19 protein-coding genes are annotated in these 26,652 nt (G+C 66.9%); 8 read left to right on the forward strand and 11 right to left on the reverse strand.

Going from position 1 to position 26,652, the window contains the following annotated elements; translation table 11 throughout:
* Nucleotides 1-100 precede the first annotated feature (100 nt).
* Nucleotides 101-1,084 carry a DMT family transporter gene (locus ACQ1W9_RS03795; RefSeq protein WP_431025392.1) on the forward strand — a complete coding sequence of 328 codons (984 nt, stop codon included), beginning with the start codon at nt 101-103 and terminating at the stop codon, nt 1,082-1,084.
* A 318-nt stretch (nt 1,085-1,402) separates the two neighbouring features.
* Complete coding sequence (locus tag ACQ1W9_RS03800; RefSeq protein WP_431025393.1) at nt 1,403-3,229, forward strand: GMC oxidoreductase; 1,827 nt, start codon at nt 1,403-1,405, stop codon at nt 3,227-3,229.
* 111 nt (nt 3,230-3,340) lie between these two features.
* Here ACQ1W9_RS03800 and ACQ1W9_RS03805 read toward each other — a convergent pair whose 3' ends face one another.
* Both ACQ1W9_RS03805 and ACQ1W9_RS03810 read right to left on the reverse strand, forming a co-directional pair.
* The gene (locus tag ACQ1W9_RS03805; RefSeq protein WP_431025394.1) at nt 3,341-3,859 is read right to left on the reverse strand and encodes a hypothetical protein; all 519 of its coding nucleotides are present in this window, start codon (nt 3,857-3,859) and stop codon (nt 3,341-3,343) included.
* Nucleotides 3,860-4,200: 341 nt separating this feature from the next.
* A complete protein-coding gene (locus ACQ1W9_RS03810; RefSeq protein WP_431025395.1) occupies nt 4,201-4,413 on the reverse strand; it encodes a hypothetical protein in 213 nt (70 codons plus the stop codon).
* Between the two features lie 277 nt (nt 4,414-4,690).
* Between ACQ1W9_RS03810 and ACQ1W9_RS03815 the strand changes: the two genes are divergently transcribed.
* Both ACQ1W9_RS03815 and ACQ1W9_RS03820 read left to right on the forward strand, forming a co-directional pair.
* Nucleotides 4,691-5,653 carry an OmpA family protein gene (locus ACQ1W9_RS03815; RefSeq protein ID WP_431025396.1) on the forward strand — a complete coding sequence of 321 codons (963 nt, stop codon included), beginning with the start codon at nt 4,691-4,693 and terminating at the stop codon, nt 5,651-5,653.
* A gap of 328 nt (nt 5,654-5,981) precedes the next feature.
* Nucleotides 5,982-7,220 carry a virginiamycin B lyase family protein gene (locus ACQ1W9_RS03820; protein WP_431025397.1) on the forward strand — a complete coding sequence of 413 codons (1,239 nt, stop codon included), beginning with the start codon at nt 5,982-5,984 and terminating at the stop codon, nt 7,218-7,220.
* A 193-nt stretch (nt 7,221-7,413) separates the two neighbouring features.
* On the opposite strand, the gene ACQ1W9_RS03825 is transcribed toward ACQ1W9_RS03820, so the two are convergent.
* The gene (locus tag ACQ1W9_RS03825) at nt 7,414-8,343 is read right to left on the reverse strand and encodes a LysR substrate-binding domain-containing protein (RefSeq protein ID WP_431025398.1); all 930 of its coding nucleotides are present in this window, start codon (nt 8,341-8,343) and stop codon (nt 7,414-7,416) included.
* A gap of 119 nt (nt 8,344-8,462) precedes the next feature.
* Here ACQ1W9_RS03825 and ACQ1W9_RS03830 point away from each other — a divergent pair, with 119 nt between their 5' ends.
* The 4 genes from ACQ1W9_RS03830 (at nt 8,463) to ACQ1W9_RS03845 (ending at nt 11,999) form a co-directional block, all read left to right on the forward strand.
* The gene (locus ACQ1W9_RS03830) at nt 8,463-8,891 is read left to right on the forward strand and encodes a DMT family transporter (protein ID WP_431025399.1); all 429 of its coding nucleotides are present in this window, start codon (nt 8,463-8,465) and stop codon (nt 8,889-8,891) included.
* 22 nt (nt 8,892-8,913) lie between these two features.
* Nucleotides 8,914-9,387: a DMT family transporter gene (locus tag ACQ1W9_RS03835; RefSeq protein ID WP_431025400.1), complete on the forward strand. Its 474-nt coding sequence runs from the start codon at nt 8,914-8,916 to the stop codon at nt 9,385-9,387.
* A gap of 296 nt (nt 9,388-9,683) precedes the next feature.
* The gene (locus tag ACQ1W9_RS03840) at nt 9,684-10,016 is read left to right on the forward strand and encodes a DUF427 domain-containing protein (RefSeq protein ID WP_431025401.1); all 333 of its coding nucleotides are present in this window, start codon (nt 9,684-9,686) and stop codon (nt 10,014-10,016) included.
* Between the two features lie 84 nt (nt 10,017-10,100).
* Nucleotides 10,101-11,999, forward strand: coding sequence for an AAA family ATPase (locus ACQ1W9_RS03845; protein WP_431025402.1), 1,899 nt, complete (start codon nt 10,101-10,103; stop codon nt 11,997-11,999).
* Between the two features lie 51 nt (nt 12,000-12,050).
* Here ACQ1W9_RS03845 and recD read toward each other — a convergent pair whose 3' ends face one another.
* The 8 genes from recD to ACQ1W9_RS03885 all read right to left on the reverse strand — a co-directional run bounded on the left by recD (nt 12,051) and on the right by ACQ1W9_RS03885 (nt 26,649).
* Nucleotides 12,051-14,408, reverse strand: a complete 2,358-nt coding sequence (gene recD, locus ACQ1W9_RS03850; protein ID WP_431025403.1) for an exodeoxyribonuclease V subunit alpha — start codon at nt 14,406-14,408, stop codon at nt 12,051-12,053.
* Nucleotides 14,405-18,373 carry an exodeoxyribonuclease V subunit beta gene (gene recB, locus ACQ1W9_RS03855; protein ID WP_431025404.1) on the reverse strand — a complete coding sequence of 1,323 codons (3,969 nt, stop codon included), beginning with the start codon at nt 18,371-18,373 and terminating at the stop codon, nt 14,405-14,407. Before recB ends, recD begins: the two co-directional genes overlap by 4 nt.
* The gene (gene recC / locus ACQ1W9_RS03860) at nt 18,370-21,975 is read right to left on the reverse strand and encodes an exodeoxyribonuclease V subunit gamma (protein ID WP_431025405.1); all 3,606 of its coding nucleotides are present in this window, start codon (nt 21,973-21,975) and stop codon (nt 18,370-18,372) included. The genes recB and recC overlap by 4 nt, the downstream gene beginning before the upstream one ends.
* Nucleotides 21,976-22,035: 60 nt before the next feature.
* Nucleotides 22,036-22,983, reverse strand: coding sequence for a D-2-hydroxyacid dehydrogenase family protein (locus ACQ1W9_RS03865; protein WP_431025406.1), 948 nt, complete (start codon nt 22,981-22,983; stop codon nt 22,036-22,038).
* A 79-nt stretch (nt 22,984-23,062) separates the two neighbouring features.
* A complete protein-coding gene (locus tag ACQ1W9_RS03870; RefSeq protein ID WP_431025407.1) occupies nt 23,063-23,569 on the reverse strand; it encodes a methylated-DNA--[protein]-cysteine S-methyltransferase in 507 nt (168 codons plus the stop codon).
* On the reverse strand, nt 23,559-24,944 hold the full coding sequence (locus tag ACQ1W9_RS03875; RefSeq protein ID WP_431025408.1) for a DNA-3-methyladenine glycosylase 2 family protein: 1,386 nt from the start codon (nt 24,942-24,944) through the stop codon (nt 23,559-23,561). Before ACQ1W9_RS03875 ends, ACQ1W9_RS03870 begins: the two co-directional genes overlap by 11 nt.
* An 88-nt stretch (nt 24,945-25,032) precedes the next feature.
* Nucleotides 25,033-25,626, reverse strand: coding sequence for a nucleotidyltransferase family protein (locus tag ACQ1W9_RS03880; RefSeq protein WP_431025409.1), 594 nt, complete (start codon nt 25,624-25,626; stop codon nt 25,033-25,035).
* A gap of 3 nt (nt 25,627-25,629) precedes the next feature.
* A complete protein-coding gene (locus tag ACQ1W9_RS03885) occupies nt 25,630-26,649 on the reverse strand; it encodes an XdhC family protein (protein WP_431025410.1) in 1,020 nt (339 codons plus the stop codon).
* Nucleotides 26,650-26,652: the final 3 nt, after the last annotated feature.

Raw genomic sequence — 26,652 nt, forward strand, 5'->3', positions numbered from 1 at the left:
CTTGTCGGGGGAACCGTGTCGCTTGTCAGATTCTAGCTATATGTGGCAGATCCGCCAGCCCCATACTCCCCCTCACACCCAGTCAACCCTGGAGGGGAGCATGGACACACGCCGATCACTCGATACCCAGGCCTTCGGGCTGATGCTCGTCTTCTGCCTGACCCTCGGCATGCAGCAGGTGGCGCTGAAGGCCACCGCCGACGACATTTCCCCGGTATTGCAGATCGCCCTGCGTTCCGGCATTGGCGCCCTGCTGGTGGGGGGCTATGTGCTGGCGCGACGGCAGCGCCTGATGTTCGGCGATGGTAACTGGAAGCCGGGCCTGGTGGTGGGGGCGCTGTTCTCGCTGGAGTACCTGTTGCTGGGCGAGGCGCTGCGCCTCACCTCCGCCTCCCATGCCGTGGTCTTTCTCTACACCGCCCCGGTGTTCGCGGCGCTGCTGCTGCACTTTCGGGTGCCCGACGAGCGCATGGCCCGGCTGCAATGGGGCGGCATCGGCCTGGCCTTCGCCGGCATCGCCGTCGCCTTCCTGGGGCCCTCGGGCCCGGCCGAGGCGGGGAGTGGACTGTCGGTGCTGTGGGGCGACCTGCTGGCGCTGCTGGCCGGCGCCGCCTGGGGGGCCACCACCGTGGTGATACGCACCTCGCGGCTGGCCCGGGTGCCGGCCGAGCAGACCCTGCTCTATCAACTGCTGGCGGCCTTCGTGCTGTTGCTGAGTGGCGCCCTGGCCCTCGATCAACTGGCCATCGACCCCACGCCCCTGGCCCTGGCGAGCCTCGTCTTCCAGTCGGTGATCGTCTCCTTCGGCGGCTTCCTGGTCTGGTTCTGGCTGCTGCGCCACTACCAGGCCTCGCGCATCGGCGTGCTCTCCTTTATGACGCCGCTGTTCGGGGTCGGCTTCGGCGCCTGGCTGCTCCACGAGCCCATCGAGCCGGGCTTCCTGGTCGGCGCCGTGCTGGTCATCGCCGGCATCAGCCTGGTCAGCGGTTACGGCTGGCTGAAGACGCTGGGGCAGCGCCGGCGCAAGGCTGCTGCCGAAGCCGCCGCCAGGGCAGGCGGTTGCGAGCCCCGGGCGGTACGTTGATTCAGGGCATAAGGCAAATCATCCTTCGGTGCTAGGCTGAATCGACACGGCCAGTACGCAAGGGATGGCACCATGGAGCGGCTTCCACCCAACCCCGCCTTACCCCGCACCCGTACGACGCCGGGTGTTGGGGACCCCCTGCCTGGCGACACCATCGATGCCAGCGAAGCCCCTTCCCCGCGCCGAGACCACGATTTTCTGCCCGTTCACGGGCGATGCCGAGTACTTCTCGTTCGGCGATCCTGCGATATGGCGTGAAGCCCTGGGCCACCGTTGGCGGGGAGGCGGGCAAATGCTGGCGAGCAGGTCGAGATAAGGATGAAGGAACGGCCGGGAAGGAGCCAGACGGAACTCCCGGAAAATGGAAGCAGCATCAGCGTAGGGAGCGACGATATGGGAACGGCAGCAGCAAGCCCCCATCTGCAATATGGTTACCCGACCCCCGGGCCGCAGGACCCCACCGGACAACGGGTCATGGACCATGTCTTTTTCTTGTCCAATGCCGAGTGGAAAGCCGCCAGAGAGAAGAACCAGTATGACTATGTGGTGGTGGGAACTGGCTTTTGCGCCCTGGCATTTGCCCAGCGCGTCCTGGAGTCGAACCCGCACAGCCGCATTCTTCTGATCGAACGCGGCCCATTCTTCCTTCCGGAACATTTCCAGAATCTCCCCTTGCCCTTCAAGGACACCCTGGGTGGCCTTTCTGAGACCTTTCCCTGGACCCTGTCCGCCACGACTGCCCTGGGACAGGACGGTCCGGTTCGCTGGCAGCACGGCATGGTGCCTTTCTTCGGCGGCCGTTCCACGCTGTGGAGCGCCTGGTGCCCTCGGCCGAATGATGACGAGCTGAAGGGGTGGCCGAAAGCCACCATCGAGGCGGCCCGGAAAAACCTGGATGCGGCAGAAAAGCTGCTGCGAGTCCAGAAGGCCGATCAAATCGATCTGGGGCGCAGCTCGGAAGAGATGAACGTCATCGGCAAGAGTCGACCCGTCTATGGCCCCCTGCAGAAGCGTATTCAATCCCTGCTGCGGGAAAATGGAGAAAGTGTCGAGGGCATTTACCGGACCCAGGCCGCGCCCTTGGCGTCCGCCTCGGAAAACGTCAACGGCGTCGACTTCCAGAAGTTTTCGACGCCAGGAGATATCCTGGCGCTAGCCGAGAAACAGGCCCGCCTGTACGCCGCCGGCAAAGGTGCCAGGTTGGATATCGTCACCGAATGCATCGTGGAAAAAATCCAGCAGCAAGAGATCGATGGCTCTCGTCAGGCCACGGCCCTGGAGACCTCGCGGGGTGTGCTGCCCCTGGGCGAGGCGAAACTGATCCTGGCCATGGGCACCCTGCCGCCCACCACCCTGCTGCGCAACTCTTTCCCGAAGACCCAGTCTCTCGGTGAACGTTTTTCCGCGCATTTCATCAGCTCCATCGTGGCACGAGTGCCCAGGTCGTCACTGGATCCGGAAGGGCAGTTCGGCGACCTGGAATTGAGTGCCTGTTACGTTGCCGGCGTGGCCGACAAGAGCTATGAACAGCAATTCCATATCCAGCTGTCGTCATTGTGGGATGTGAACCCGGCGAAGAACGCGGGCACGGCATTACGCTACATGCCGGATGTGGTGGCGACCGCCTCACAGGCCCAGCTACAAACCTCCGAGGGGTATGTGGTGTTTGTCTGCGCGGTGCTGGGCGAGCTGGATTACAACAATCCGGAGTCCTGGTTCCTGGGTAATGATCAGGACAACAATGTCACCACTAATTCACTGTTACAGGTCAGGGAGAATTCCCGGGATTATCAGACCTGGAAGGCAATGGATCATGCCACTTTCGGTATCCTCGAAGAGGCGCTGTCTCCGGAGGGGGCTGCTCAAGTCGAGTACTGGCATGGCGACCCGGATCAGGGGACATGGCGTGCCGAACGACCGAGCCAGGAGCAGCGGCGGGTGGATGCCCTGGTTCACGAAAGCTCCACTCTCTACCTTGGTGAGGAGGATTCGGCCCCTGTGGACCTGAATTATCGGTTCAGGGGCAGCAATAATGTGTATGTCACGGGTGGGGGGCTCTGGCCGCAGGGAGGGTCCTGGAACCCGACGCTGACCATGGTGGCCTTGGCTCAGGACCTGGCGGACAAACTGGAACACGCGAAATAGCTCGACTCCCGCTCCATCCCCAGTGACCGGCGGCGCCGCCGGTCATATTCCTTCCCCGTCTCCTGTTCTCCCTACGCCCGTGAGACTAGGCCGGATTTCCCGGTCATGGGCTCAGCGCCGGTGATGCGCGCAGGTCACCCTCGGATTGAACGGCTCGAGGTTGCCGTTGGGGTTGTCGCGAAACCACAGGTGCTGATCGTAATGGGCCTCGAAGTGGTGGGCCTCCTCCGCAGGGGTGGACGGGTCGTCGACCATATAGTCCCAGGCGCGCCCGGCGAGGATCGGCGGACCCTCGTTGCCCGCGGCTTCCCAGGCCGCATGGAACACCAGGTTCTCGACCCCGACCAGCACCAGGGAGCCGTCTTCCTGGGGCTCGTAGAGCAGGATGGCGGGGTTGATGAAGTCGGTATGGGTGCCGGTGCCATCGACCCGTGGCGCGGTGACCGTGAGGCCGAGCAGGTCGGGCCGCAAATAGTGGATGCCCATGTCCCCCAGCTCGGCGGGCATGCCATGCGCCGCCGCCGTGACGCACTCCCCGGAGGGATCCGGGATATAGCCCTCCGCCAGGGCTACGTCGACATCCTCGAAGCGCAGCGTGGCGGCGTGTGCCGACTCGATCAGCGCCGCCACCTCTTCATGCGAGATAGTATTTGTGTCTGACGACGGGTATGCCGCTACCAGTGGTGCCGCCGCTAGGCCTGCTACGATCACCCCTCCCCACAGGACTGCACGCATTGAATTCTCCTCCCGGCATTGCCGGGCCGGCCGCACCGGGCAGGACGCCCGCCGGCGTTACCACCCGAGCCCCCTCGCGGCCGAGAAGAGGGCGACCCGGAACGCCTCGACCATCCTTGTCACTATAGTGGAGCCGGGGCCTGGCAAGGGGGCGGCGGGAGGATTTCAAGGCCCGTTCGCCATCCCCGTGGGCGGCCGCTACTGGCCTTCCGCTATGGCTATACGGATCTCGGTGGTCACGCGGTATTCCCGTCGAAGACGGCGATGGCCTCGTCCAGGCTCGTGGCCACGGCGTTCCACGGCAGCGGCGACCCGGCGAAGTAGCAGTGGTAGAGTGCCTCGTCGTCGATCTCGACACGATGGATGCGGTTGCCTTGATCGTCCTGCCACCAGTCGGCATGGACATGCTGCCAGTTGGGGGCGAGCGGGGTGAACATGGCGATGTTCATGATGGCTTCCCTCCTCCAGTCGCTCGAGTCGGGCGTCGGCTCAGGGCGCATCCGGCTTGCTTATTACTTGGTCACTATATTGTAGGACAGAGTGGAGACAATCAGTAACATTTAATTACATTTATGCGGCCCTCTCGTCGGCCATGGACCGTCTTGCCTTGCCATGGGCCACATCGCCCCGGTGTACTACCTTAACGGGGTGTCCACGGTGGCTGGGCAAGATCGGAAAGTGAATGCCCTCATTTCTTTTCTCCGCGCCAACGGCTTGGAGGTGACCATGCGCAATGTCCGATTCCTGCTTGGCTTCCTGTTCGTGGTCATGGTGGCGACCGCGGCCGGCGCCTCGGAGACGGGCTCCGACCACCCCCTGGTCGGGCGCTTCGAGGACGCCCGGATTGTCGATTACGAGGCGATGGCGTTCGACGAGTACCTGCTGCTTACCCAGGAAGTCACCAGCCGGGCCGAGTGGGGCGATGCGGCCAAGGCACAATACGGCCTCACCCTGGAAGGCCGGGTCACCCGCATCACCTACGAGTCGCCGAGGGAGCGCAGTACCCTGGAGGTGATGCGCGCCTATCGGGAGGCGCTGACCGCAAACGACTTCGAGATCCTGTTTGAATGCGACGCCGCCGCTTGTGGCGGCCGCGCCTTCAACCATGCGGTGGTGCCTTACGACCTTACCTTCAGCGAGAACCACGAGGGGCAGCGTTACGTCGCCGCCCGCAAGGCCGGTCCCGAGGGCGATGTCCATGTCGCGATCTACACGGTGAAGGCCTACAGCGTCGGCGGTGAGCGCAATAACCGCGTCTACACCCAGGTGGACGTGATCGAGCAGGAGCCGCGTGAGACCGAGGTCGTCGTGGTCGAGGCCGACGAGATGGCCGAGCAGATCGCCGCGGAAGGCAGGGTCGCCCTCTACGGTATTTACTTCGACACCGACAGCGCCCGGATCCAGGCCGAGTCCAGGCCCGCCCTGGACGAGGTCGGCGAGTTGTTGTCGACGCAATCCGACCTGAGGCTGCTCGTGGTCGGCCACACCGACAACCAGGGAGGATTCGACTACAACATCGACCTGTCACAGCGCCGCGCTGCGGCGGTGGTCGAGGCCCTGGCGACCGAATACGGTGTGGCGCGGGACCGGCTCAAGCCCTGGGGCGTGGGCTTCACCGCGCCGGTGGCGAGCAATGCCACGAATGAGGGCCGGGCCAGGAACCGGCGGGTGGAGCTGGTCCCGCAGTAGGAAACTTGCCGACGGGCTCGCCGCTCGGGCGCTCGTCGAAGCCACCGAGGAGGCGCCGCTGTTCCTCTACCCCGGCGATCAGCACCTCTTCGCCGACAGCTCACTGCCTGCGTATGACGCCGAGGCCTCCGCCGTCCTGGTCATCGAGGCGGGGGAGTTGCCGCCCGGCGTGACGCCCTGGACCAATGCGATCTAGAGAATTTTATGAGAGGGGGCACTGCCATGAAGGTCTGTCCTCGGCTTGCCGATTCTGTCCCCACGATTTCCAGGTTCTTGGCTACGCTCAGATGACCCTGCCACCGCCGTGGACCACGACATGCCTCGCCAAATGTCCCGCATCATGCTGGGGCCCGTTTTCCTTACAACGGCACTCTGCCAGGCCTCCGCCGCCCTCGCGCTGCCGGACGGTGAGGGCCGGGAAACGGTCGAAGCCGTCTGCGCTGCCTGCCATGGGGTGAACCTGATCGAGCGCAGCTCGGGATACTCCCGGGATGACTGGGAGTACCTCGTCTCCACGATGGTCGACTTGTCGGGCGATTCGACGAGGCAGGATGACATCCTCGACTATCTGGCCGAGCACTTCCCGCCCAGCGAGAACCGGGCCGCGACGCCGGTCGATGGCCCGCTGAGCATCCGCTTCGAAGCATGGAGGGTGCCCACGCCGGGGCAGCGCTCGCGCGATCCGGTCGAAGCACCGGACGGCAGTATCTGGTGGGTAGGGCAGTGGGGGGACATCCTCGGCCGGATCGACCCCGAGACCGGCGAGATGGAGGAGTTCGCCTTGCCCTCGGGGGCGCGGCCCCACTCGGTCAATATCGGCCCCGACGGCGCGGCCTGGTACACCGGCAACCGCAACGCCACCCTGGGCCGATTCGAGCCGCAAACGGGCGAGATTACCGAATATCCCATGCCCGACGAGGCCGCACGCGACCCGCACACCGCCGAGTTTGCGGCAAACGGTATCCTGTGGTTCAGCCTGCAGCAGAGCAACATGATCGGCCGGCTGGACCCGGCGACCGGAGAGGTGCGGCTGGTCACCAGCCCGCGTCAGGGCTCGCGTCCCTATGGCGTGAAGGTCGCCTCGGATGGCACGGTCTGGGTCGCCTGCAATGGGGCGAACTGTCTGCTGCGCGTCGACCCCGAATCGATGGCGGTGAGCGAGATCCCCCTGCCCGAGGCCGGCACCAGGGTGCGCCGGCTCGATATCGACGAAGACGGCATCATCTGGTGGGTCAATTCCGGGCTGGGCCGGCTGGGTCGCTACGATCCCGACACCGGCGATATTCAGGAATGGGACTCGCCCAGCGGCGCGAACTCCCACCCCTACGCGATCGCCGTGTTCGACGGGGCGGTCTGGTACAACGAAAGCGGCGTGCGGCCGGACATGCTGGTGCGCTTCGATCCTGACGCTGAGACCTTCCAGAGCTGGCCGATCCCTTCGGGACCGGTTTATGCCGGAATCCTGCGCCATATGCGCCTCACCCTCGATGGAGAAGCGCTGCTGATTCACCAGAGCGCCACCAACCACATTGGCCGGGTGACCGTGGAGGGCCGTGGCCCGAAGTAGTCGTGTTGTGGCTGCCGCTCGCCGTCTGCAAGACCTCGAAGCCCTCTAACTTCGGCGGGCCCAGGTAGAGCCCCTCGCGGTGGCCCTCGCAGCCTATGGAGCTCGACGAAACTGGAGGCTCCGAAGAGGGGGTTCCCGCTCCAGCCAGATCTGCTCGAATTCGTCGGTTCTCCCGGGTTTACCCCGGCAACGGTTATCTATCCCAGTACGGCTCCTCGCCGATCGTGTGTTGCAAGTGGGCGAGAAACGCCGCCACCTTGGAGGCGCGCAGGCGGTTATCGGGAAAGAGCGCATGAATGGCCTGGGTTTCCGGCTCGCTCGAGGCTTCCCACTCGGACAGTAGCGGTACCAGGCGTTGTCGAGCGATGTCGTCGTGAATCAACCAGGTGGGAAACAGCACCAGCCCCTGCCCCTGAAGCGCGGCTTCGCGCAGGCACTCGGCATTGTTGCTGCGTAGATTGCCGCGCACCTCCTCGGGCTGGAAACGGCGCTCTTGCCCGGCCCGGAAGAACCACCGCTGTACTCCTCGATTACCCTTGTAGACCAGGCAGTTGTGCGCCTTCAGGTCGGCCGGAGTGCGCGGTGTTCCCCGCTTGGCGAGATACTCGGGCGCGGCGCAGAGGTTGAAGTGCTGGGTCGCCAAGCGGCGGGCCACCAGGCTGGAGTCGCTCAGCACGCCGATCCGCAGCACGATATCGACGCCTTCCTGCACTGGATCGACAAAGGCATCCGTGAGCGTCACCTCGGTTTCGATCTGCGGGTAGCGATCCTGGAAAGCGGCCAGGTAAGGGGCCACATGCAGGCGTCCGAAGGCGACCGGTGCGTTGATCCGCAGCAGCCCCTGAGGCTCCGTTGCGGTGCCTCTGAGCTGCTCGGTGGCCATGTCCAGGCTGTCCAGCACATCGCGCACCGAGTGGTAATAGCGCTCGCCTTCCTCCGTCAGCCGTACCGCTCGGGTATGCCGGTACAGCAAGCGCTGGCCGAGGCTTTTCTCCAGCGCGGCGATATGTCGTGATACCGAGGAAGCTGGTAGCCCATGCTGGCGTGCCGCCACGGCAAAGCTCCCGGTTGCCGCCACGCGCACGAACAGCCGCAGCGCAACCAGCGAGATATTGTTGCTCATTGAGCAATTCTCCTATGTTATCCCGCCTTATTGTGGCTCTCATGGCAAGCGTATACCTTCCCCTGCCCATCCCGGAAGCACGATTCGCCCCGGGCTAGTGACAGGAAAGGAGAGCTAGCATGCCAACACTTATCATCCTGCTGGCGGTGGTTGCCGCCGGCATGGGGTTATCCATGGAAGCGGGGCTGCTCGGCCCGCTGGGCGCGGAGATTGGTCACCTATCGGCCACGTTCTCGATCTTCCTGGTGGGTACCCTGCTGCTGACGCTGGCGATGATCTTCAGTCGCCCCCGGCTCAAGTTGCTGTTCGCGCAGCCTCGTTGGCTGCTGACCGGCGGGATTCTCGGGCCGCTCTACGTGGTCGTTCTCACCATCGCCACGCCCTTCGTCGGGGTCGGCACCACCATGATCGGCATTCTCTGTGGCCAGGTGAGTGCCAGCCTGGCCATCGACCACTTCGGCCTGCTCGGCAGCGACAGGCGCCCGGTGGACAGCTACCGCCTGATGGCGCTCGTCCTGATCGTCGCCGCCCTATGGCTAATGCACTGAACCCGCCCCGAGGAGACCGACCATGCTACTCCCGCTGATTTTCCTGTTCCTGCTGATCGGGGGCACTGCACTCTCCGTCCAGTCGTCCATCAATGGCCGCCTGGGCCGCAATGTCGGCGTGCTCGAGAGCGCCTGGCTGACCTTCGCCAGCGGTGCCCTGATCACCTTCCTGCTGGTGTTCTTCTTCGAGCCGGCCCACGACCAGACCCTGTTCAGCGTGCCCAAGTGGCAACTGACCGGCGCGCTGTTCGGCGTGGTCTACATGATCGTCGTGGTCTTTGCCGTGCCGCGGGTCGGCACCGCCGCCGCGACGGTGGCGACCACCGCCGGCCAACTGCTGATGAGCATTCTGATCGACCACTTCGGTTGGCTCGGTAACGCTGCCCTGGCGATCGATCCCTCGCGGCTGGCGGCAATGGCCTTGCTCACCATCGCCCTGGTGTTGATCTACCTCAGCAACACCCACCGCCAGGCGCTGACGGCCGCCAACGGCTGAGCCCACGACGGCTGTCCTGCTCGCTTGTATTGCCTTGCCGAGGCGTCGTGATCGCGCCCTCGGCAAGACCAGGCCGCGACCTCCGCACAAGGGCGCCATAAAGCGTCTCGGGGATTGGCCACCGAAGGCGGCCACCGCGACAGGCCCATCCTGCATGGGCCGGTATCACGGGTGACCTGCGTCGCCATGGTCTTCGCCGCCATCCCGTCGTTTCCCTGCCTGGGACACAGCATCCTTCGGTGCTAGGCTGAATCTCATAACCATAACGACACCGCCACTACGCAAGGGATGCCCCTATGGCGACGGATTCCACCGAACCCCGTATCACCCTGCACCCGCACTCCCGCCGAGTGCGCGTTACCATCGACGGCACCCTGATCGCCGATACCACCCGCGCCATCGAACTCCGCGAACGCGGCTACCCGCCGCGCCAGTACCTTCCCCGCGACGATGTACGGATGGAACTGCTGACCCCCTCCGAGACCCGGACTCACTGCCCCTTCAAGGGCGATGCTAGCTACTACTCCTTTGGCGCGCACCAGGACGTGGTCTGGAGTTATCAACAGCCGTTGGAGGGGATGGAAGCGATTGATGGGCGGTTGGCGTTTTATAAGGGCGTAAGCGAATGACGGTTACCCCCTCCTCAAGTCAGGGAGTTTTAGAAGTGAGGGTTTTTCTAAGACTTACCCGGCTTTAGCTTTGGAGAAATATTTATGCCAAGAATAACTGAGTTTAATATTAAGAATTTCAAAGGGGCTGAAGATGTTAAAATTGAACTTGAAGGGCGTTCATCTAGCCCTGTTCATACTATTATCGGTCTAAATGAGAGTGGGAAAAGCACTTTGCTTGAGGCAATCTCACACTTTGTGACTGGTGATAAATCAATCGCAAGCCTATTCGATGGCCCTTACGCACAAGCATCAGCACTCAGTCTAATACCTCTCCATAAGAAAGCTGCCTTTACGGGGAAGATTACAGTTGAAGGGACGATACAGCTTGATGAAGGGGATATAGAGAAGCTGGAAAATATAGCCAAGTCAATGAAGCTGAGTCTTGATACTGAAAAATTGAGGCCCCCTTTTCATGCTACCCGAACTTTTAGATTTGAAGACAGCTCTTTGGAAGAGTCAAATACCATATGGGATATTCCAGTTTTCACAAAAAATCCAAGAGCTGTAAATTACAAACCTTACTCGCGACCAAAGAGAGGCTCTGATGAGCCAGACCTGTGGTTGAGGTTGGTTGGTTATATTCAATCTCGCTTAGAGCAGGTTGCATACTTTCCGACATTTTTGGTTGATATGCCTGCTCGCGTATATCTTAAAGAACATGATAGTGAGACGCCTATAAATAGGCAGTATCGGTACGTGTTACAGGATGTCTTAGATAGTCTTGGCGAGGGGCTTGACCTTGAGAAGCATGTTTGTAAACGCATTGAGGAGTTCGAGGAAAACGAGAGCAATCCATTCTGGCTTTCAATGTTTTTTGGGAGTCCTAGTAAAACGCCAATTGACTCTGTTTTTCAAAAATTATCCAATTCCATAACACGGGAGGTTCTCGGTAGTTGGCAGAGAATATTTCAACGGTCTATTTCTGCTAATAGCATAACCGTTGAGTGGAACGTTGATACAGAGAAAGAGAATCTGCCGTATGCGGCTTTTTTTGTTTCAGATGGTGAGTCACGTTACGCAATTAATGAAAGGTCATTAGGGTTTAGATGGTTTTTTTCTTTTTTGCTTTTTACTGGGTTTAAGCAAGCAAATAGCCGGAGAACAATATTTATTTTTGACGAGCCTGCAGCTAATCTTCATGCTAAAGCGCAAGCGGAACTTCTTTCAAGCTTTTCTAAAATCGCCTCTGGTGGAAGCCGGATTATTTATTCCACACATAGCCATCATATGATTAATCCAAGGTGGCTTTGCTCGGCTTATATTGTTGAGAATTCTGCGCTTGATTATGATAGGTCAGATAACTTTGGGTTGGATACAAAGCCAACAAAGATAACAGCTATTCCTTATAGACAATTTGTTGCTAATTTTCCGACTAGGTCTAGTTATTTTCAGCCGGTGATTGAAAAGCTTGAGTACGTTCCGCCAGAGGTGATTGGGTCAGGTCCATATTTGGTTGTGGAGGGGGTTTCTGACTATTACGCACTAAGGCTTGCAAAAGAAATATCTGATAAAAGCTATAGTTTTAATCTCGTCCCTGGGGTCGGGTCAGGAGCATCCGGGCCGATTATTAGTCAAATGCTTGGGCAAGGAATGAGTTTTTCTATTTTGCTTGATGATGATAAAGAAGGGAGAAAGGCACGTGATAGTTATCGAGATAATTGGTACCTACCAGAGTCCTTGGTTGTAACTCTTGGGGATGTACTACCCGATTATGAAAGGATGGCCTTAGAGAAGCTTCTTGGGGAGGAAACACTAGAGCTGGCCCGTAATAAGCTTGATTTGACTAAAAGCCCATCGAAGAAACAGCTGGGGTGGTACTTGGCTGAGGCGTGTGCTTCAAATGATAACCATGCGTTACCTAAAATTGCGACTGATAGATTATTGTCTGTTTTGGACTATTTTGAAAATTACTTCAAAAGTTATGATTCACAAGAATCATAATGATCTGGATACTTGGTTTGGGAGCCAAGTATCTCGATTTGGGAGATTGCTCTACCGCGGCCTCCCCAACCCACTGACTCGCACCATTTCCCTGGTTACTGCTTCATCCAGCATCCCGCGGCCGGTTTCCACCAGCGTCAGCCAGTGCTTGGCGCGGGTGATGCCGGTGTAGACCAGCTCCCGGGTGAGGATGGGGTTGGGGGCGTCGGGGAGCAGCAGGGCGGTGTGGGTGAATTCCGAGCCCTGGGACTTGTGCACCGTCATGGCGAAGACGGTTTCCACCGCCTGCAGGCGGCTGGGCAGCACCCACTTGATCTTGCCGCTGCCGTCGCTGGCGGGGAAGGCGACGCGCAGCAGCTTTCTTCCTGGCTGGAGGGCATCGGGCAGCGCCAATGTGATGCCGATATCGCCGTTCATCAGCCCCAGACCGTAGTCGTTGCGGGTGACCAGCACCGGGCGGCCTTCGAACCAGCCCCGGTCGAGTTCCATATCGCTGGCATTGAGCCAGCCGGCGCGGCGCAGGGCGCGGCCGATGCGCGGGTTGAGGCCTTCGATGCCCCAGGGGCCCTTGCGCAGGGCGCAGAGCAGTTGGAACTGGCCGTGGGCCTCGAGCACGGCGTGGGCCCAGGCGTCGAAGGGCTTGCGCTCCTCGTCGTCGCCGAAAGCGGTGTCGGTCGGGCGATGGTCGCGGAGTACCGCCAGGTAGTGGCGATAGCCCAGCGGCGGGGCGACGGGGTCGCCGCGACGGTCGTGGCGACCCTGGCCACGGTTGGGGAAACCGGCGGGGTTGCCTTCCACCACCAGCCTGTCCAGGCCCGCGTCCTCGGGGTCGCCGAGATGCAGCCGGGCCAGGTCCCGATAGCTGGCTTTTCCTTCAACACCGAATACCTCGCGCACGGCGCGGCGCTTCTCCTTGGCCTGGCGCTTGTCGGGCAGCGGGCGATTGACCGCCTCGGCGAGCCGGCCGATGCCGCTCTGTGCATCGAAGCGGTGGCTGACCCGCAGCATGGCGATGGCCTGGTCCAGGGGATGGCCTTGCGGGTCGCGGTAGTGCTCGGGCAGCGGCGTGCCGGTGGCGGCCTCCAGCCAGTCGGCGGTCTCGGGGGTGTAGTGGCCGCCCTCGGCGCGCTGGCAGAGGTCGCCCAGCACGGCGCCGGCCTCCACGGAGGCGAGCTGGTCCTTGTCGCCAAGCAGCACCAGCCGGGCCCGGGCGGGCAGGGCGGTGAGTACCGAGGCCATCATCTCGATATCCACCATGGAGGCTTCGTCGATCACCAGTACGTCCAGCGCCAGAGGGTTGCCGGCGTGGTGGCGGAAGTGGCGGGTATCGGGGCGGGAGCCCAGCAGGCGGTGCAGGGTCGTGACCTCGGTGGGGATGGCCTCGCGCAGGGTCGAGATATCCACACCCTGTTGGCCCACGGCGCCGGCCAGCTCGGCCAGCGACAGCTTCTTGACCTGGCCGGCGATGGATTCGTTGAGGCGCGCGGCGGCCTTGCCGGTGGGGGCGGCGAGGCGGATGCGCAGCGGGCGGGCGGCGTCTGTCTCGGGGCGGCCCAGGGCCATGGCCTGGAGCAGGGCGAGCAGCTTGACCACGGTGGTGGTCTTGCCGGTGCCGGGGCCGCCGGTGATCACCGCGAAGGGGGAGCGGGCGGCCAGGGCGCAGGCGGCCTTCTGCCAGTCGAGGTCGCCGCTGGTGGGGAAGAGGGCGTCCAGGGCGGTGGCGAGGGTTGCTGTGTTGGTGGCTGGGTCGGGGCCGGTGGTGGATTCGGGGCGCCTGGCGGCGCCATCGCTCGGCGGAGCCGAGCTCCCACAAGGGGATTGGGTGGCAACATCGGGGCGCCTGTCGGCGCCAATCGCCTGCTGAAGCAGGCTCCTACGGGGGGCGTCGCTTGTGCCGGTGGTGGTGGTCAGTCGGGCGGCGATCTGTTGGCGGATCTGTTGTTCATATTGCCAGTAGCGGCGCAGGTAGAGGCGCGGGCCGCGGGGGCCGGGGGCGTGGACCAGGGGCGTGCTGCCCGGTGCGTCATTGGCGACCAGGCCGGGGTTGGCGAGGGCTTGCTCCCAGTCGTCGAGGGTCAGGCCGTCGAGGACTTCACTGGGCAGGGGCGGCGGGTCGCTGAGGTCGTCGCCTTCCGGCGGCAGCGACAGGGCCAGGTCCGGGGCCTCCAGGGTGGCGGCCAGGTCGAGGCAGACGTGGCCGCGGCCCAGCTGGTGGCTGGCCAGGGCCGCGGCCAGCAGCAGCGGCGCCGGGGCCTCGGGCACCTCGCGGTGCAGGAAGCGCGCCAGGGCCCGGTCCAGGGCACGCAGCCAGCCGCGCTCCACCCAGCGCGCCAGCAGCGCCATCAGCGCCGGCGTCTCCTCCAGGGCCGAATGCCGGGCCTCGGGCAGGTCGTCGAACAGGTCCTTCATGCGGAGGCCTCCGTGGCGTGAGTGGGCGCCGACTCGCCGCGAAACAGGGCGTCCAGGCCGTCGATCAGGGCCCGGGGCGGGCGCTCGGCGTAGATGCCGCGGCCCTCCGTGGCGGTGGCGGGGCCGATGCCGCGCAGGAAGACGGTCAGCGAGCCGCCGATATGGCGGTCGTAGTCGTAGTCCGGCAGGCGCGACTGGAGCAGCCGGTGCAGGGCCAGCAGGTAGAGGGCGGCCTGCAGGTCGTAGCGCTTGTCGGCCATGGCGTCGCGCATGGCCGCCTGGGTGTAGGCGTCGTCGTCCGGCCCCAGGTGGTTGGACTTCCAGTCGAGCACGTAATAGCGCCCGTCGCGTTCGAACACCAGGTCGATAAAGCCCTTGAGCATGCCGTTGAGTGTGTCGGCGTCCAGCGCCGGGCGCGGGGCCCCGGCCAGTGTGTAAGCGCTGACCTGGCGGTCCAGGGCCGGGGTGGCGACTCGGTGGGCGGCGAACCAGAACTCCATCTCCACCTGGTAGCTGGCCAGCTCCTCGAGGCGCAGCGGCGATGCCTCGGGCAGTGGCAGCGGCGTGGTCAGCAGCTCCCCCAGCCAGCCGTTGAGCGGGGCCAGCCAGGCGCCCCAGCCGCGTAGCTGGGTGCGCCGGGCCAGCATGTCCTCGCGCAGGGCGGCGTCCCGGGCGGCGCGGCCGAAGCCCTGCTCGCCGGCCCACTCCAGCAGGCCATGCAGGAAGGTGCCGGGGCCGGGGCCGCGGGGGAAACGGTGCAGGCGATGGGCCTGGGGTGGCTGCGTCGCGGCGCTGTCGCGGGGCTCGTCCATCACCTCGAAGGCGGTGGCCTCCAGGGGCGTGGTGGGCTCGGGAAGGATGGCTGCCTCGCCTGGCTCTGGCGCCGGGGCCGGGGCGCTGTGGAGTGTGTCAGTGCTTACTGGGGCGTCTGCCTGCACCGCGGTGGGCCTGGGCTCGAGGATGGCGCCGCTGGTGCGCAGCGCCGAGTAGCTGGCGATCCACCAGTGCTCCCGGGCCGGCCGCGCGGGTCGGCGCGCCTCGCCCAGCTCGCCCTCGCCCTGGGCCGGGGCAAAGCACTCGGCGGTGGCGGGGGGCGCCGGCTCGATAACGATGGCCTCCTCCTCGCCCTTGAGGGCAGCCAGGGCCGCGCCGAGGTTCTCCGGGGTCAGTGCCTCGCCGTTGCTCAGCAGCTGGCCCAGGGCGCTGGCCTCCAGCCCCTTGAGGGGGGCGACCCCCAGCCAGGTGGCGTGGCGGGCCCGGGTCAGGGCCACATAGAGCTTGCGCAGGTCCTCGCCCAGGCGCTCCCGGTCGGCGATGGCCAGGGCCTCCTCATCGGCTGACAGGCTCAGGCGCAGCCGTCCCTCGGCGTCGTGCCAGCGCAGCGGCGAGTCGTCGGCCTTGGTGGCGCGATGGTTGCCGATAAAGGGCAGGAACACCAGCGGGTACTCCAGCCCCTTGGACTTGTGGATGGTGATCACCTGCACCAGGTCGGCGTCGCTCTCCAGGCGCAGCTTATGGGCCTCGCCCTGGTCGTCCGGCTCGGCGATGGCCTCGGCCAGGAAGCGAATCAGCGCATGCTCGCCGTCCAGCTCCTGGCTGGCGTGCTGCAGCAGCTCGCCCAGATGCAGCAGGTCGGTGAGCCAGCGCTCACCCTCACTGGCGGGCCCACCGGCCAGCAGCCGGCCGGGCACCTCGAAGTCGTTCATCAGCCGGCGCAGCAGTGGCAGCACCCCCTGGCGCTGCCACAGGCGGTGGTAGTCGCGGAACTGCAGCACCCGGCTTTCCCAGGTCAGTTCGTCCTGTTGCAGGCGGTCGAGGGCGGCGAGATCCAGGCCCAGGCCGGGGGTGGCCAGGGCGGCGCGCAGCAGGCGCTCATCGTCGGGGTCGGCGCAGGCGCGCAGCCAGGCCTCGAGCTCCCCGGCCATGGGCGAGGCGAAGACCTTGTCCTTGTCGGAGAGGTAGACGCTCTTGACCCCGCGGCGGGCCAGGGCGCGGCGGATCTCCCGGGCCTCATTGATGCCGTTGACCAGCACCGCCATATCCGAGGGGGCCAGCGGCGTGACGCTCTCTCCATTAGCGAAGCCCGCCGCGCCGCGCCGGCCCCGCTCCAGCAGGGCGACCATTTGTGACGCGCAGCGCTCGGCCATCTCGCCCAGATAGGTGCCCTTGCCGAGCGCCTCGTCGGCCTCCAGCTGCCAGAGGGTCATGGCCGGCTGGGATTGGCCGTCGACGGTGAGTGAGTCCTTGCGGCCCTTGGCCTTGACTGGTGTGAAGGGCACCGGGTTATTGAACCCTTGGCTAAATGGCTGCGCGGGCGAATCACTGCGTTGCGCGGTGCTCGTAAGCTCGCCTAACCCCCCGTTATGTCTCGCTTCCTGTGCGCCGTGCGCCTTGTGCTTCATCCCGCTCGCCGATTGATCCAAGGGTTCAAGCCGCTTCTCACTCTCCCGGAACAGGAAGGCCCCGGCGGGGTGGGCCTCGGCGAATTCGAAGCAGCGATTGACCGCGGCCACCATGGCGGCGCCGGAGCGGTAGTTGGTGCCCAGGGTGACGTGGCGGCCGGCGGTGTCGCGGCGGGCCTGGAGGTAGGTGTAGATATCGGCGCCGCGGAAGGCGTAGATCGCCTGCTTGGGGTCGCCGATCAGGAAGACGCCGGTCTCCGGCGAATTCTCGGCCAGGCGGTAGACCCGGTCGAAGATGCGGTACTGCACCGGGTCGGTGTCCTGGAACTCGTCCACCAGGGCCACCGGGAACTGCTGGCGAATGTGCTCGGCCAGGGCCTCGGCACTGGGGCTTGCCAGCGCCCGGTCGAGGTGCGTCAGCAGGTCATTGGGGCCCATCTCGGCGCGGCGCTCCTGCTCGCGGGCCAGCCGCGTCCGGCACCACTGCACGGCGTGAATCAGCAGGTCGGCATGGGGCTCGGGCAGGGCGTCCAGGGCCGCGGGCAGCTCGGCCAGGGCCTCCCAGGCCGCCGGCACCGGGGGCGCACCCTCCTTCCAGATCTCCGCCATGCCCTCCGGGGTCAGGCGCTTCCAGGCGGCGGCGGTCAGCGCCGGGCGGCTCGCCTCGCCCTCGCACCAGTCGCGCAGGGCCCCCAGCCAGGTGGCGCGGCTCTTGGCATTGAAGCTCTGGCCCTTGAAGGCCTTGCGCTTGGCGGCCTCCTCCAGGGCCGGGCCCAGCTCGTCCAGCCAGGCGCGCCAGGGCGCCTTGAGCTCGGCGAGGCGAGCCTCACGCTCCGCCCTAGCGGCGGCCAGAGTCTCGGCGGGGGGCGGGGCCTGGTGGTCCAGGGCATCGCTTTCGGGAAGCAGCGGGCGCACGGCGGCATAGAGGGAGGCGCGGCCCTCGGTGGGGGCCTCCCAGTAGCGGGTGATCTCGGCCAGGGCCTCGGCATCCAGCGGGTAGTAGAAGCTGCGCCAGTAGTCGCGCACCACCTCCTGCTCGAGCTCGCCCTGGTCGGTGGTCAGCTCCAGGGAGAAGAGGCTGCCGCTGTCGAAGGCGTGCTCGCGCAGCATGCGGTAGCACCAGCTATGGATGGTGGAGACGGCGGCCTCGTCCATCCACTCGGCGGCCAGCTGCAGGCGCCGGGCGCAGGCGGGCCAGGCCGCCGGGTCGTATTGGTCGCGCAGGGCCAGCAGCAGCGGGTCGAAATGGGGGGCTGTCTCCGGTATCGGCGCGGCTTCGGGCGCCTGTAGAAAGACCTCGGCGGCTTCCACCAGCCGGGCGCGAATCCGCTCGCGCAGCTCCTGGGTGGCGGCGTTGGTAAAGGTCACCACCAGGATCTCCGGCGGGGTCAGGGCGCGGGGGAAGGCGGCCTCGTCCTCGGCGTGGCGGGCGCCCAGCACCAGGCGCACATAGAGCAGGGCGATGGTAAAGGTCTTGCCGGTGCCGGCGCTGGCCTCGATCAGCCGGCTGCCGTGGAGCGGAAAGGTCAGTGCATTCAGCTCGACGGGCTGGGTGTCACTCATTTCCCGTCTCCTTTTACTGCGAGATAGAGGGGGGCCAGCAGCCGTTCGGCGAGCATGGCGAAGTCGAGTCGCTCCTCCTTGTCGGCCGGGGCGGCGGCCATCAGGGTGGCGAAGTCGGGCCAGCGGTGGGCGAGGTAGGCGTTGCGGTCCACCTCGCCGCCGCTGAAGGCGTCGCCTTCGTAGGCCTTCCTCGCCTGCTGCCAGGCATCGCTGTCGGGGCCGTTGTTCTCCTTCGAGCCGTCGTGCTTGTCGACCTTGGCCAGCCAGGCGAAGGCGGTATCACAGGCCAGCGGCAGGGGCTCGCCCATCCCCGCCTGCCAGGCCTCGATCAGCTCGCCGAGGCGTTGCCGGGCAGCCGAGGCCTCCACGGGTGGCAGGGTCACGCTGCCGGCCTTGGAGAGCAGCCGGGTGGTCAGGGGCGCCTCCAGGTTGCCGGCCAGGTGAGCCACCCAGGGGCGCACCAACTGGGCCCAGCGGTACTTCTTCTGCTTGATCAGGCTGCTGCTGGAAAGCAGCAGGCGGCAGCGCTCGCCTTCGTCGTTGAGGCGCAACTGATCGAGCCAGTCCTCCAGGGGCGGGGTGGTGCGGGTGGGCAGCGCCAGGCGCACCGGCTCGGGTTCCTCCACCGGGTAGGGCCAGGCGTCGATCAGCTCGGCGTACTCGGCGAACAGCGCCTCCATGGGCTCGGTGAGGCTCTCGCGCATGCGCTCGGCGAAGGCGCCCATGGCCAGCACCCCCTGACCCTCCAAGCGCTGCAGGGCCTCGTCCAGCGCCGCGATCCGCGGCTGGCCGGCATCCACGGCGTGGCGCTGGGCCTGGATCAGGGCGTCCTGCAGCTGCCAGTGGGTCAGGCCGTCGAGGGCGAAGGGCTCCTGGTCGAGGCTGGTCAGCTCCTCCCGCTCCAGGAAGACCCGCAGGCGGGTATTGAAGAAGGCCTTGGCCGGGTCGCGCAGGAAACTGCCGAGCTGGGCCAGCGTCAGCGGATTTTCCTGTGCGAAGTCGCCCAAGGCCTGGGCGTCCGCCGTGGGAATCGCCTCGTTATGCACATCCCGCCACTCATGGGCATAGGTAAAGCGGCGCCGGGCCGAGGTGTCCCGGGCCGCCTGCTGCGCCGGAGTGGGGAAGTAGTCGCGGCTGAAGGGCTGCAACGGATGCTCGGTGGTCAGGGCGGCGAGCAGGTCGTCGCCACTCTCTGTCTGCCAGCCGGCGGCCAGGTGGTCGCGTAGCTGGCCCACCAGCACCGAGGGGGGCTTCTCGGCGTTATCGACGATGCTGCGCCCCACCCAACTGATATAGAGCTGGCGCCGCGCCGAGAGCAGCGCCTCGAGGAAGAGGTAGCGGTCGTCCTCGCGGCGCGAGCGGTCGCCGGGGCGGTAGTCGCCGTGCATCAGGTCGATATCCAGCGGCGGCTGGCTGCGCGGGTAGTCGCCGTCGTTCATGCCCAGCAGGCAGACCCGCTGGAAGGGGATGGCGCGCATCGGCATCAGGGTGGCGAAGTTGACCGCCCCGGCCAGGAAGCGCTGGGAGAGGCTGTGCTCATCGACCTGTCCCAGCCAGTGCTCGCGCACCACCGAGAGCGGTAGTTCCCGGGTCAGCCCCGCTTCCCGGGCGCTCTCCTGGAAGGTCTGCAGGCCCTGCTCCAGGCGCGCCAGCATCAGGCTGTCGGCGGCCTCCTCCGCACTGAAGCAGGCCTCCAGCAGCTCGCGCAGCACCGCCACCCAGGCGTCCGCGTCATGGGCCTGACGCAGCCGTTGCCACTGGGCCTCCAGGGTCTCCAGCAGTTGCGCCAGGGGGCCGGCGAGGTCCGCCTCCAGGCCGCCGATATCGTCATAGGGCTCGATGCCCTGCCAGGCGCCACCGCCGTTGCCCACCGCATAGCCGAGCAGCAGCCGGCGCAGGCCGAAGGCCCAGGTGTTCTGGGTCAGCCCCTCGGGTAGGTCGAGGCTGCCGCGCTGGCGGGCGTCGAGCCCCCAGCGGATGCCGGCGCCCTCGATCCAGCGGGCGAGCGTCGGCAGGTCCGCCTCGTCGAGGCCGAAGCGGGCCCGCAGCGCCGGCACCTCCAGCAGGTCGAGGAGGTCGCTCACCGAGAAGCGCAGCTCCGGCAGGCGCAGCAGCTTCTCGAGGGCCACCATCAGCGGCAGCCGGTGGCGGTCGGCCTGGTCGGAGAGGGTAAAGGGGATATGTCGCGGGTCGTCCGGCGGGTACTGACCAAAGACCGCCTGGATATGCGGGGCGTAGTGGTCGATCTCCGGCACCATCACGATGATGTCCCGGGGCCTGAGCCCGGGGTCGGCGGCGAAGGCGGCCAGCAGCTGGTCGTGGAGGATCTCCACCTCCCGCTGGGGGCCATGGGCGACGTGGAAGACCAGGGAGTCGTCTTCGGCCGGGTCCACCGCCGGCCAGGTGTCGCGGGTCTCGGCCAGCGGGCGCAGGGCGCGGATATCGTCCTGCAACTGGTGCAGCAGCAGGCCCGGGGTGTCGTCCGGCACGCAGGGCTCGAAGAGGTCGATGCGCAGCGCCTCGCCCTCGAAGAGCCCTTGATAGCTGCCGGCGTCGTCGTGCTCGTCGAGCAGGCGCAGGTAGTCGCGGCCCTGCTTGCCCCAGGCCGCCAGCAACGGCTGGGCGTGCAGGTGCAGGGCAGCCTCGCCGTCACCATCGCCGAGCACGTCGAGGCGCTCCGGCATGCCCGGCTTGCGGCGCTGGCGCCGGCGCGCCGCCCGCAACAGCTCCTTGTGCTCGATGATATCGGCCCAGTAGTGCTCGCAGGGGTTGTGCACGCAGAGCAGCACCTGGCTGACCCGGGCGATGGCGGCCAGGGCCTCCAGGGTCTGCTGGGGCAAGGAGGAGATGCCGAAGACCACCACCCGGCGCGGCAGTCCGGGGGGGCGGTTGCTGGGAGTCAGTGATTCTGCAGCGGCGAGAAAACGCCGATGCACCCGGGCGCGGCTGGAGTCGATGCCGGCGGCGCCATGGGCGGCGTCCACGTCGGCGCACAGCGCCCGCCACAGCTCCGGCTGCCAGCGCTGGGCCTCCTCCAATGGGCGCGCCTCGCCGCGGGCCGAGATGCGCACGTCCTGCCCCGCCGCCCAGGCGTCCAGCCAGTCGGCCCGGTAGACCTGGTACTGGTCGAAGAGGTCGGCCAGCCGCTCGGCCAGCTGGTGGTGCTTGCGCAGGTCGGCGTCGTCGGCCAGGAAACGCGCCAGGGGCGCGAAGCTGGGTCTGTCCAGCAGCCCCGGCAGCAGGCGCAGCAGTCGCCAGACCAGTCGCGACTTGTCCAGCGGCGAGGTGGCGGGCACCGCCTCCGGGTCGCCGCTGACATGGTTCAGCACGCTGCGATAGGCCTGCCACAAAAAGCGCGCCGGCAGGGTCACGTCGAGTGCGGCCGCGATGCCGGCGCCGCCCTGGGGCGCGTCCTCGGCCAAGGCCAGCTTGAGCCACTGGCCGATGCCGTTGCTCTGCACCAGGATGGTCTCGTTCTCCAGCGGGCCGAGGGGGTGGCGGGTCATCCATTCCACCGCCAGGTGGCGCAGGGCCTCCAGGCGGTTGCCGTGGATCACCATAAAACCGGGGGAGAGGGCGGTCGTGGCGACGGCCGGGGACATGGGCGCTTCCTTCGCGATGGGACCAAGGCTACTTATGGTGCCACAGCAAAAAGGCGGGGGTTAGCCCGCCAGGTTGGTCACCGGCTGGCCGTCGATAAAGGCCAGCAGGTTGTCGAAGGCGTCGCCGAAGTAGAGCTCGTAGCTGTCCTTCTCCACATAGCCCAGGTGGGGGGTGGCCAGCAGGTTGGGCAGGTCGAGCAGGGGGTGAGCGGTCACCGGCTCCTCCTCGAAGACATCGATGGCCGCCTGGCCGGGGCGGCCGGCCGTGAGGGCCGCCTCCAGGGCGCCGGGGGCGATCAACTGGGCGCGGCTGGTATTGACCAGCAGGGCATCGGGTTTCATGCGCGCCAACTGCTCGGCGCCGACGATGCCGCGGGTGCCCTCGTTGAGGCGCAGGTGCAGGCTCAGCACATCCGAGCGGGCGAAGAGGTCGTCCTGGCCGGCGGCCACCGCCAGGCCGTCCTCGGTGGCGCGGCGGCGGCTGCCGTCGCGGCCCCAGACCAGCACCTTCATGTCGAAGGCCTGGCCGTAGCGGGCCACCAGGCGGCCGATGCGCCCATAGCCGAAGATGCCCAGGGTGCGGCCATGCAGGCCGCTGCCCAGGGTGCGCTGCCAGCGCCCCGCCTTGAGGTTGGCCGCCTCCGCGGCAATCTGGCGCCGCGCCGCCAGCACCAGGGCCCAGGTCAGCTCCGCGGGGGCCTGGGGCGAGCCGCTGCCGGTCATCACGGTGACGCCGTGCCTGCGGCAGGCGGCCAGATCCACATGGCCGGCGCCGCCGCCGGTCTGGCTGATCACCCTGAGCCGGGGCAGCCGCGCGAGCAACTCGGCGGTGATCGGCGTGCGCTCGCGGATCAGCACCAGGGCCTCGGCGTCGTGGAAGCGCTCGGCCAGGGCGTCGGTCTCGCTGAGGGTGTCGTTGAATATCGCCACCTCATGGCCCGCCAGCCGGGCGAAGGCGTCGAGGTGGCGGACGCAGTCCTGATAATCGTCGGGGATCACTATCTTCATTACGGGCTCCTTGCCTGGCACTCCAGTGCCTAGCTTCGCCGCAATCGCCGGTCCTGGCTAGTCGACTCTTGCCGAGGGCTCACTCGAGCAAGAAGGGCAGCTCGCCGGCCTCATGGGCCAGCAGCCACTGCTTGCGGCCCAGGCCGCCGGCATAGCCGGTGAGGCGGCCGTCGCTGCCGATCACCCGGTGGCAGGGCACCACGATGGCGATGGGGTTCCTGCCATTGGCGGCGCCCACGGCGCGCTGGCCGCCTTTGCAGCGCAGCTGCTCGGCGATCTCCGCGTAGCAGCGGGTCTCGCCGAAGGGGATGGTGGCCAGCGCCGCCCAGACCCGGCGCTGGAAGTCGGTGCCGACCGGGGCCAGCGGCAGGTCGAAGGCCTGGCGGGTGCCGGAAAAGTACTCGGCGAGCTGGGCCCTGGCCCGCTCGGTCAGTTCACCGGGGCAGGGCGGGGCGTCCTCGTCCAGGGTAAAGCCGATCTCGGTGATGCCGGTGGCATCGGCGCGGATGCGGATCAGCCCCAGGGCATCGGCGGCGGGGGGACGGTAGTAGTCCAGGGTGGTGGCGAGAGAGGCCTTAGCGGTCATGGGCTTGGCTCCGTGGGTCGTGATGCCAGAGTTGCAGGGTCAGGTAGCTGCGCCAGGGGGCGGCGGCGGCCGGGTCGGCGCCGTCCAGGCGTGGCAGGGCGCGGCGCACCCCGGCGTCGCCCTCCAGCCAGATATCCGGGTGGCCGGTGCCGCGCAGGGCCGCGTAGCGGGCCGTCCAGGGGCCGATGCCCTTGAGCGATGTCCACGCCAGGGGCTCGTCCCCCGCCTCGCCGCCAGCATAGCAGGCCGCGAAGCGGCGCAGGGTGGCGCGGCGGGAATCGGGCATGCCGAGGAAGGCCAGGTCGCTGGTGGCGACGGCCTCCGGGGTGGGGAAGTGGCGCCTCCCGTCGCCGGCCGGCTCGCCCAGGGTGGCCACCAGGGCCGTGACCAGGCGCCGCGCCGCGACGATCGAGACCTGTTGGCCGAGGATGGCGCGCACCCCGGCCTCGAAGGGGCCCCAGGTGCCGGGCAGGCGCAGCCCCTCGACCAGCGGCAGGCGTGGCGCGGCTTCCCGCAGCCGGGCCTCGATGCCGGCGCTGTCGGCGTCCAGGTCGAGCAGCCTACGGATGCGCCGCATCACCGGGGCCAGGACGCTCAGGTCGTCGAGCACCAGGCGCACCCGGAAGGCGTGCCGCTCGGGACGGTGCTCGGCGGTGAAGTGGCCGCGGGCCTCGCCCCAGGCGAGGGTGCGGCCATAGTGCGTCGCGTCGCCCCACTCCAGGCCCTCGATGGCGCGGCCGGCGAGGAAGTCGCGCAGCGCATGCCAGGCATAGGGCGGGCGATAGGCGAGGGTCAGGGTCAGTGCCTCCTCGGCGTCGCCGGCGCGGCGGCGCAGCTCCCGGGGCGCCAGGCCGATGCGCGCCTGGAAGGCGTCGTTGAAGCGGCGCAGGCTGCGAAAGCCGCTGGCATGGGCCACCTGGGCGATCGGCAAGCGGGTCTGGTGGAGCAGCTGCTTGGCGAACAGGCACTGGCGATGCTGTGCATAGGCCTTGGGGGAGACTCCCAGGCCCTCCTGGAAGAGCCGGCGCAGGTAGCGCTCGCCGATGCCCAGCCGCGCGCAGAGCGCGCCCAGCGAGCCGCTTTCCAGGGCGCCCTCGTCGATCAGCCGCAGGGCCCGCTCCAGGGTCGTGGCGGTACCGCGCCAGGCCGGGGAGTCCGGGGCGCTGTCCGGGCGACAGCGCAGGCAGGGGCGAAAGCCCGCCTCGGCGGCGGCCAGGGCGTTCGGGTAGTAGCGCACATTGGCCTCCCGGGGCGGGGTGGCCGGGCAGATCGGCCGGCAGTAGATGCCGGTGGTCAGCACCGCGGTGACGAAGCGGCCGTCGAAGCGGGCGTCCCGGGCCAGGCGGGCCTGGCGGCAGAGGGCGGGGTCGAGCATGGCGAAGACCTCGGCGGAATCTGCCCTCAGTGTACGCCCTGCGCCGGGAAAGACTGGCCGGAATCGGCCCTGAAGTGTGGGGGACCGCTTAGCCGAGGCGGGCGAGATCTTCGGGACGATCCACATCGATTCTGATGCCCGGGTCGTCCACCTCGATCCGGCACAGGGCCGAGTGGTGGGCCGCGATCACGTCCCGGGCGCCTTTGGGGCCGGCCAGTCGTGCCAGGGCAGGCCAGAAGTCGCGGCCGAACAGCACCGGGTGCCCGGGCCGGCCGTGATAGCCGGGACGGACGATACGCCCGGAAGCGGCCGCACCGACCAGACCGGCATAGGTCGTGGCGGCAACCCCTGGCATATCCCCCAGTACCACCGCCAGGGCTTCGGCTTCCAGGTCGTGCCGGAGTAGCTCGCTGGTGGCATCGGCGATGCTATGGCCAAGCCCCAGTTCCGCCCGCGGCGCGACCAGCGAGCCGACCCCCGCCGCGTCGGCGAGCCGGTGGCCTGGTGCGTCGTGGCCGCCAATCACCAGGAAACGTTCGGCGAATAGGTGGCGGGTTCCCGCCAGGGTGGCCGCCAGCAGCGTCCCGCCGCCGGGCAGGCGGGCGAGACGCTTGTCGCTGCCGAAGCGCCGGGCTCGGCCCGCCGCCATGATCAGGGCTATCACTCGGGGTGACGAGGCCATGGCCTACCCCACCGCCGTGAGGCGTGGCGCCTCTGGCGTCGGCGCCACGCTCAGCACCTTGCCGTGATAACGGGCGAGGATATCGGCGAGAACCGCCAGGGCGATCTGGGCCGGCGTCTTGCTGCCGATATCCACGCCGATGGGCATATGGATGCGGGCGATCTGGTCGGCGGCGAGTCCCCCCGAGCGGGCCAGGCGCTCGGCGCGCTTCTGTGAGGTGCGTGCCGAGCCCATCACGCCGAGATAGAAGGCCTCGGTGCGCACCGCCTCGATCATCGCCAGGTCATCGATGCGCGGGTCGTGGGTCAGGGCCACCACTGCGGTGGCGCCATGGGCACCCTGCTCGGCCAGGTAACGGGAGGGCAGCCGTTCCACGACCCGCACTCCCGCCACAGGGAAGGCGGCACAGGCCTCGGGGCGCGGATCGCAGACGATCACCTCGAAGCCTAGGGCCCGGGCGAAGTCGGCGCAGTACTCGGAGACCGGCGAGATGCCGGCGATCACCAAGCGGATGCTCGGGGTGATGCGGATTCGCGCCCAGTCGTCGTCCCCGCCGTGGCGTCGGGTGACCCGTTCCGCCGCCCGGTTGTCGTGAGTCAGCGAGAAGCGACCTGTGGTGAGAGACACCTCGCGGCAGAGCGGGGCCTCGCCATTGAGCGCCCGCCGCACCCCCTGCAGATGCTCGCGATTGGCCGGGGTGGGCTCGAGCCGCTCCACCAGGATCTCCAGCACCCCGTCGCAGGGCAGTCGCAGCCGGGGGGCGGTGATGCCGCCGTCCCCGTAGCGCAGGGTGGCCACCGGGCCCCGCAGTTCGCCGCGGCCGAGACGTTCCAGGAAGTCCTCCTCCACACAGCCTCCGGAGAGGGAGCCGATGGCCTGGCCGTCATCGTCGGCCGCCAGCAGCGAGCCGGGGCCACGCGGCGAGGAGCCATAGGTGGCCAGCACGGTGCACAGCCATAGCGGGCGTCCCTCGTCGAGCCAGTCGAGGGCGCGGTCGATCACGCGGGTATCCAGATGTTGCATGGG

Origin of the sequence: Halomonas sp. H5 (assembly GCF_050613175.1) — a bacterium.
Taxonomy (GTDB): Bacteria; Pseudomonadota; Gammaproteobacteria; order Pseudomonadales; family Halomonadaceae; genus Bisbaumannia; species Bisbaumannia salifodinae.